The sequence below is a fragment of the Candidatus Methylomirabilota bacterium genome (assembly GCA_035260325.1).
Taxonomy (GTDB): Bacteria; Methylomirabilota; Methylomirabilia; order Rokubacteriales; family CSP1-6; genus AR19.
Genome location: DATFVL010000201.1, coordinates 1 through 6,884, shown reverse-complemented (window position 1 = coordinate 6,884; position 6,884 = coordinate 1). Strand labels below are relative to the sequence as shown.

Annotated in this window: 6 protein-coding genes; all 6 read right to left on the bottom strand. The window is 71.9% G+C overall.

The window, feature by feature from the left end:
* Window positions 1–59: 59 nt before the first annotated feature.
* A complete protein-coding gene (locus VKG64_13175) occupies window positions 60–944 on the bottom strand; it encodes an ABC transporter permease (protein HKB25993.1) in 885 nt (294 codons plus the stop codon).
* A 2-nt stretch (window positions 945–946) separates the two neighbouring features.
* Entirely contained in the window at window positions 947–1,618 is a 672-nt protein-coding gene (locus VKG64_13170; protein HKB25992.1) for an ATP-binding cassette domain-containing protein, read from the bottom strand.
* A gap of 29 nt (window positions 1,619–1,647) precedes the next feature.
* Window positions 1,648–3,141: an Asp-tRNA(Asn)/Glu-tRNA(Gln) amidotransferase subunit GatB gene (gene gatB, locus VKG64_13165; protein ID HKB25991.1), complete on the bottom strand. Its 1,494-nt coding sequence runs from the start codon at window positions 3,139–3,141 to the stop codon at window positions 1,648–1,650.
* Window positions 3,138–4,583: an Asp-tRNA(Asn)/Glu-tRNA(Gln) amidotransferase subunit GatA gene (gatA, locus tag VKG64_13160; GenBank protein HKB25990.1), complete on the bottom strand. Its 1,446-nt coding sequence runs from the start codon at window positions 4,581–4,583 to the stop codon at window positions 3,138–3,140. The genes gatB and gatA overlap by 4 nt, the downstream gene beginning before the upstream one ends.
* Window positions 4,584–4,594: 11 nt before the next feature.
* Window positions 4,595–4,882, bottom strand: a complete 288-nt coding sequence (gene gatC, locus VKG64_13155; protein ID HKB25989.1) for an Asp-tRNA(Asn)/Glu-tRNA(Gln) amidotransferase subunit GatC — start codon at window positions 4,880–4,882, stop codon at window positions 4,595–4,597.
* Window positions 4,883–4,963: 81 nt separating this feature from the next.
* Window positions 4,964–6,884, bottom strand: a 1,921-nt coding sequence (locus VKG64_13150) for a 3'-5' exonuclease (GenBank protein HKB25988.1), incomplete at its 5' end; no start/stop codon positions are given.

Here is a 6,884-nt window from a genome sequence, read left to right as displayed (position 1 = left end):
TCGGTGGCTAGCGTGGTCGAGGAGGGCTCCCCGGCGCGGCGCCGGCACCGTCAGGGGGCTCATGGCTCGCGGCTCCCGCGGGCGAGCCAGCCGCCGAGGGCGCCGAAGACCGTGCCGGCGATGAGCAGCGCCGCGAGGCTCGTGGGCGGCAGGAACCGCAGGTGCGAGAGGCCCAGCGTGATGTTGACGAGCGGCTCGAGGCGTGGGGCGACGAGCTCGTGGGCCAGGACGAGGGCGCCGAGCGCCAGGAGCGCGCCGAGCAGCCCCTGCAGCATCCCCTGGAGCAGGAGCGGCAGCCGGATCGTCGCCTCCGGCGCGCCGACGAGCCGCATGATCTCCATCTCGTCCCGGCGCGCGTGCAGGATGATCGTGGTGGCCGTCGTGACGGTCAGGATCGCGGCGACCGCGAGGACGGCGCCGACCCCGAGGCCGATCGTCGTCACGAGGCGCTGCCACTGCGAGAGTCGCTCGACCCAGCCCACGCCGCCCGCGACCTCGTCGGCCTCGGGCAGCGTCTGGAGCCGCGCGAGCAGGGCGCGCGCGCCCTCGGGCGTCGCCCCCTCGGCGGCCGGCGTCACCTCGAGCGACGCGGGCAGCGGGTTCGTCGGGAGCTGGGCGACGACGCTCGCGTCCTTGCCGAGAACCTGCTTCAGCGACTTGAGGGCGTCCGCCTTGCTGATGTAGGCGACGCCCGCGACGCCGGGCACGCGCTGGACCCGCTCGAGGAGCGCTCCCTCCTCGCTCGGCGCCGGCTCGCGCTTGAGATAGACGATGATCCGGACACGCTCGCGCCAGTTCGTGACGGCGCGCTTGAGGTTCGACGAGAGGAGCCAGAAGCCGCCGAGCGCGGCCAGCGAGAGCGTGATCAGCACGATCGCGCTCACCGCGACGCGCCCGGCGCGCCGGAGGTCGCGGAGGGCCTCGCCGATGAGGAAGCCGAGCACGCCTAGCCCTCGTCCTTCACGAGGCAGCCGCCCTCGAGCGTGATCGTGCGGCGGCGCAGCATCTGGACGAGCCGCGCCTGGTGGGTGGCGAGGACCACGGTCGTCCCGACCGCCTGGATGGCCTTGATCACGTCGATGATCTCGGCCTGCATCGCGTCGTCGAGGTTCCCCGTCGGCTCGTCGGCGAGGAGCAACGCGGGCTTCCTGACGATCGCCCTGGCCAGGGACGCGCGCTGAGCTTCCCCCTGCGAGAGCTGGGCGGGATAGGCCTGGGCGCGGGCCGAGATGCCGACGGTGCGGAGGGCGTCGAAGACGCGCGGGGTGATCTCGCGCCGGGGCGTGCCGAGGACGCGCAGGACGAAGGCCACGTTCTCGTAGACGGTGCGCGCGGGCAGGAGCTTCGCGTCCTGGAAGACGACGCCGATCGAGCGGCGCAGGGCCGCGACCTGCGAGCGGCGGAGCGCGCCGACGTCGTACCCGAGGACCTCGACCTCGCCCTCGCTCGGGAGGTCGTCGCGGTAGAGCAGGCGGAGGAGCGTCGTCTTCCCCGCCCCCGACGCGCCGGTGAGCACGGCGAACTCCCCTTTGCCGATCCGCAGGGAGACGTCGGTCAGCGCTGGGACCTTCACGGGCCCGACCGAGAACACCTTCGATACGCGATGAAGCTCAATCATGGCGGGCACTTCGATTATAGCGGCCCGCGTCAGATTTTAGAGAGCTTCTCCTCGAGCAGGCGATTGACCATGGCGGGGTTGGCCTTCCCCTGGGTGGCCTTCATGATCTGGCCCACGAACGCGCCCTTGGCGGCCGTCTTGCCCTTTCTGTAGTCCTCGAGCGCCTTCGGGTTCTCCGCGATGACCTGGTCGATGACCGCCGCGAGCGCCGACTCGTCGGCCACTTGCACGAGCCCTTCGCGGGCGACGATCGCCTGGGCGTCCTCGCCCGACGCGAACATCTTCTGGAAGACGTCCTTGGCGATCTTGCCGCTGATCGTCCCGTTCTCGATGAGCTTCAGCAGGCCGGCCAGCCGCGACGGCGTGATTTTGGCTTCGCGGATAGCCGCTTCGTCATCTGCCGGCAGCACATGGAGGAGCTCGGACATGATCCAGTTGGACGTGCTCTTGGCCGCTTGGCTGAGCGTCAACGAGGGCGCCGCCCGCTTCAGTGCGGCGGTCGCCTGTTCGTGATACTCGGCCAGCGCCCGAGCCTGAGTCAGCACACCGGCGTCGTACGGGGGTAGGCCGTACTGGGTCACGAAGCGCTGTCGCCGCGCGCGTGGCAGCTCGGGCAGCCCCGCGCGGATCGCGTCCACCCACGCGCGGGAGATCTCGAGTGGCACCAGGTCCGGCTCGGGGAAATAGCGGTAGTCGTGCGCGAACTCCTTCGAGCGCATCGAGCGCGTGTAGCCACGCTCGGCGTCCCAGAGGCGCGTCTCCTGCACGATCCGCTCGCCCGCGCCGAGCGCCTTGGCCTGCCGCTCCACCTCGAACTCCAGCGCCCGCTGCACGTTCCGGAACGAGTTCATGTTCTTGATCTCGACCTTCGTGCCGAGCTCCGCCGCGCCGCGCGGCCGCAGCGAGACGTTCGCGTCGCAGCGGAGCGAGCCCTCCTCCATGTTGCCGTCGCAGACGCCGAGGTACACGAGCACGGCGCGGAAGGCGCGGAGGTACGCCGCCGCCTCCCCGGGCGAGCGGAGGTCGGGCTTCGAGACCGTTTCCATGAGCGGCACGCCCGAGCGGTTGTAGTCCACGAGGCTCGCCTGCGCCGTCTCCAGCGTCCCCTCGTGGAGGAGCTTGCCGACGTCCTCCTCGAGGTGCAGGCGCTGGATCCCGATGGTGCGAGACGTGCCGTCGACTTCGATTTCGAGTAAGCCATCTTCGGCGAGCGGTTCTTCATATTGGCTGATCTGGTAGTTCTTCGGCATGTCCGGGTAGTAATAATGCTTCCGCGCGAACCGGCACGCCGGGTTCACGCGGCAGTCGAAGGCGAGCGCCGTCTTGATGCCGAACTCGACGGCCCGGCGGTTCACCACGGGCAGGACGCCGGGCATCCCCTGGCACACCGGGCACGTCTGGCTGTTGGGCGCGGCGCCGAACGTCGCGGCGCAGCCGCAGAACATCTTCGAGCGCGTCAGGAGCTGGGCGTGGACCTCGAGCCCGATGACGACCTCGTAGCTCGGCTTCGTCATCGTACTCATGGCAGGGCCGGCTTCCGCGTGTGCCACGGCGTCGCCTGCTCGTAGGCGTACGCGGCGCGCAGGACGCCGGCCTCGTCGAGCGCCTTGCCGATGAACTGGAGCCCGATCGGCAGCCCCTGCACGCTGAACCCGCACGGCACCGAGATCGCGGGGAGCCCCGTCATGTCCGCCGGGACGGCGAAGACGTCGTTCAGGTACATCGCGAGGGGGTCCTCCTTCTCCCCGTGCTTGAAGGCGACGTTCGGCGTCATGGGCGCGACGATCAGGTCCACACGGCCGAACGCGGCGTCGAAGTCGCGGCGCACGAGCGTCCGCACCTTCTGGGCGCGCCCGTAGTAGGCCTCGTGGTAGCCGGCCGACAGCACGTAGGTGCCGAGCATGATCCGGCGCTTGACCTCGGCGCCGAAGCCCGCCGCGCGCGTGCGGCTCGACATCTCGACGAGGTCCCGCGCCCCCGGAACGCGCAGGCCGTACTTCACGCCGTCGTAGCGCGCGAGGTTCGACGAGGCCTCCGCGGGGGCGATGACGTAGTAGGTCGCGAGCGCGTGGGGCGTCGCCGGGAGCGAGACGCGCTCGACCGTGGCGCCGAGCCCCCGCACCACGTCCACCGCGGCGCGGACGGCGCGCTCGATCTCGGGGTCCATGCCGTCGATGAAGTACTCGTCGGGGAGCCCGAGCCGCAGTCCCGTCAGGCCCTGCGGCAGCCCCGCGGCGTAGTCGGGCACGGGCGCGGGGAGACACGTCGAGTCGCGCGGGTCCGCGCCCGCGATCGCCCGGAGCAGGAGCGCCGCGTCGGTGACGTCTCGCGCGAACGGGCCGATGTGGTCGAGCGAGGAGCCGAACGCGACGAGCCCGTAGCGCGAGACGCGCCCGTAGGTCGGCTTGAGCCCGACGACGCCGCAGAAGGCGGCGGGCTGGCGGATCGAGCCGCCCGTGTCGGTGCCGAGCCCGCCCGCGGCGAGGCCCGCGGCGACGGCGGCGGCGGGACCGCCGGACGAGCCGCCGGGGACGCGCGCGAGGTCCCAGGGGTTGCGGGTCGGCTTGAAGGCCGAGTGCTCGGTGGAGGAGCCCATCGCGAACTCGTCCATGTTGCCCTTGCCGAGCATCACCGCGCCCGCGGCCGCCAGGCGCGCGATGACGGTCGCGTCGTAGGGCGGCACGAAGCGCTCGAGCATCCGGGAGCCGCAGGTGGTCGTCACGCCGCGCGTGCAGAGCACGTCCTTGTAGGCGAGCGGCGCACCGTCGAGCGGGCCGAGCGGCGTCCCCGCCCGGTAGCGCGCGTCCGCGTCGGCGGCGGCCCGCAGGGCGTGCTCGCGCGTGACCGTGAGATAGGCCCCGAGCTCGCCGTCGAGCTTCGCGATCCGCGCGAGGTAGGCCTCGGTCGCCGCCGTCGGCGTCGTCTCGCCCCGGCGATATGCGGAGGTCAGCTCGTGGATCGGCATCCCGACCACGCTCAGTCCTCGATGATCCGCGGGACCCGGAACAGCTCGCCGACGCGGTCGGGAGCGTTCCGCAGCATCTCGTCCTGGGGGAAGCTCGGGACGACCTCGTCGTCGCGCATCACGTTGACGAGCGGCACGGCGTGGGACGTCGGCTCGACGCCGGTGACGTCGAGCGCCTTGAGCCGGTCGATGTAGGTCAGGATCGAGTCGAGCTGTGCGCGCATCTTCTCGAGCTCGGCGTCGTCGAGCTCGAGCCGCGCGAGCCGCGCGACGTGGAGCACGTCCTCGCGGGAGATCATTGTAGCGGGGGCCGCGAGGCCGGGGGCACTCGGGGCGTGCCCTGACCAAGATGCGTGGTGGCTACGTTCCGCATGGCGCTATCAGATCTCCTCGAGGCGCGCGTACTGGAGCGAGAGCTGCTTGCGGCCCACCGAGGCGAAGCGCACGGTCACGAGCGTGTCGCCCCCGCTCCGCTCGACGCCGACGACGAGCCCCTCCCCCCAACGGCCGTGACGGACGCGCGCCCCGACCTTGAGCGGCAGGTCGTCGCCGCCCGCGTCGAGCTGCGGCTCCTCGACGGGGGCGTCGCGGCGCGGCTCGCGCCCCGCGGCGCCGAGGAGCGTCAGGTGCTCCTCGGGCATCTCGAGCAGGAAGCGCGACGGCTCGCCGAGGCCGTAGCCGTGCATCCGCCGGTGGAGCGCGTAGGAGATCGCGAGGCGCTCCTTCGCGCGCGTGACGCCGACGTAGCAGAGGCGCCGCTCCTCCTCGACCTCGTCGGTCGAGGCCATCGAGCGCGCGTGGGGGAAGACGCCCTCCTCCATGCCCGTGAGGAACACGACGGGGAACTCGAGCCCCTTGGCCGAGTGGAGGGTCATGAGCGTGACCCCGCGCGTCCCGTCCGGCAGCTCGTCCACGTCGCTGACGAGGGCGACGCCGTCCAGGAAGCCCTCGAGCGTGGGGTCGTCCTGCGACCGGGCGTGGTCCTCGGCCGCCGCGATCAGCTCCTCGAGGTTCTCCAGGCGCGCCTCGGCCTCCGACGAGCGCTCGCGCCGGAGGTCCTCGCGGTAGCCGGAGGCGGTCAGGACCTCGTCGATGAACGCGGGCACGGCGGCGCCCGCGCGCCGGGCGGCGAGGGACGCGACGAGGGCGGCGAAGTCTTCCAGCGCCCGGCGCGGCTTGCCCGTGACGTCGGCCGGCGGCGCCGCGGCGACCGCGGAGAGCGGGCGCCCCTCGCGCGCGGCCACGTCGTCGAGGCGCCCGAGCGTCGCGCGGCCGATGCCGCGCCCGGGCGCCTGGACCGCGCGACGGAAGGCGACGTCGTCCGCCGGGTTCACGACGAGGCGCAGGTACGCGAGCGCGTCCTTGATCTCCTTGCGCTCGTAGAACCTCACCGACCCGATGATGACGTACGGGATGCCGCCGCGCCGCAGCGCGTCCTCGAGCACGCGGGACTGCGCGTTCGTGCGGTAGAAGACCGCGACGTCGTCCCACGGGGTGCCGGCGCTCCGCGCCGCGCGGATCCCCTGCGCGACGAAGTTGGCCTCCTCGTGCTCGTCCCAGGCGCGGTAGACCTGGGCGCGCTCGCCCTCGGCGTTCTCGGTCCAGAGCGTCTTCTCCTTGCGCGCGACGTTGTTGTCGATGACCGCGGCGGCGATCGCCAGGATGCGCTTGGTGGACCGGTAGTTCTGCTCGAGCCGGATGACACGGGTGCCGGGATAGTCCGTCTCGAAGTCGAGGATGTTCCGGATGTCGGCCCCGCGCCAACGATAAATCGACTGGTCGGCGTCGCCCACGACGCACACGTTGCGGTGCTCGCCCGTGAGCTGGCGGATGATCCGGTACTGGGCGCGGTTCGTGTCCTGGTACTCGTCCACGAGGACGTGGGTCCAGAGGTCCCGGTACCGGCGGAGGACCTCGGGCACCTCCTCGAAGAGCCGCACCGTGAGGAGCAGGAGGTCGTCGAAGTCCACGGCCGACGCCGCAGCGAGGCGCGCCTGATAGCACCGGTAGAGTTCCCCGATCTTCTCCTCGCGCGGGCCCCGCGCCGCGTGCTCGACCTCCTCCACCGAGACCATCTGGTTCTTCGCCGCGCTGATCCGGTGGACGAGCGCGGCGGGCGTCCACATCCGGTCGGTCAGGTCCAGCTCCCGCATGCACTCCTTCACGAGCGCCAGGCGGTCGTCCTCGTCGTAGATCGTGAAGTGCGGCGAGTAGCCGAGGTGGCGGATGTGCGCGCGGAGGATCCGCACGCACGCCGCGTGGAACGTGGCGATGAGCGGCGCGCGGATGCCGGCGGGCGCG

Bases quoted from the DNA above. Each gene is read 5' to 3' on its own strand.
- VKG64_13170 (HKB25992.1), bottom strand. From the start codon at position 1,618: ATGATTGAGCTTCATCGCGTATCGAAGGTGTTCTCGGTCGGGCCCGTG.
- gatB (HKB25991.1), bottom strand. From the start codon at position 3,141: ATGAGTACGATGACGAAGCCGAGCTACGAGGTCGTCATCGGGCTCGAG.
- gatA (HKB25990.1), bottom strand. From the start codon at position 4,583: ATGCCGATCCACGAGCTGACCTCCGCATATCGCCGGGGCGAGACGACG.
- gatC (HKB25989.1), bottom strand. From the start codon at position 4,882: ATGATCTCCCGCGAGGACGTGCTCCACGTCGCGCGGCTCGCGCGGCTC.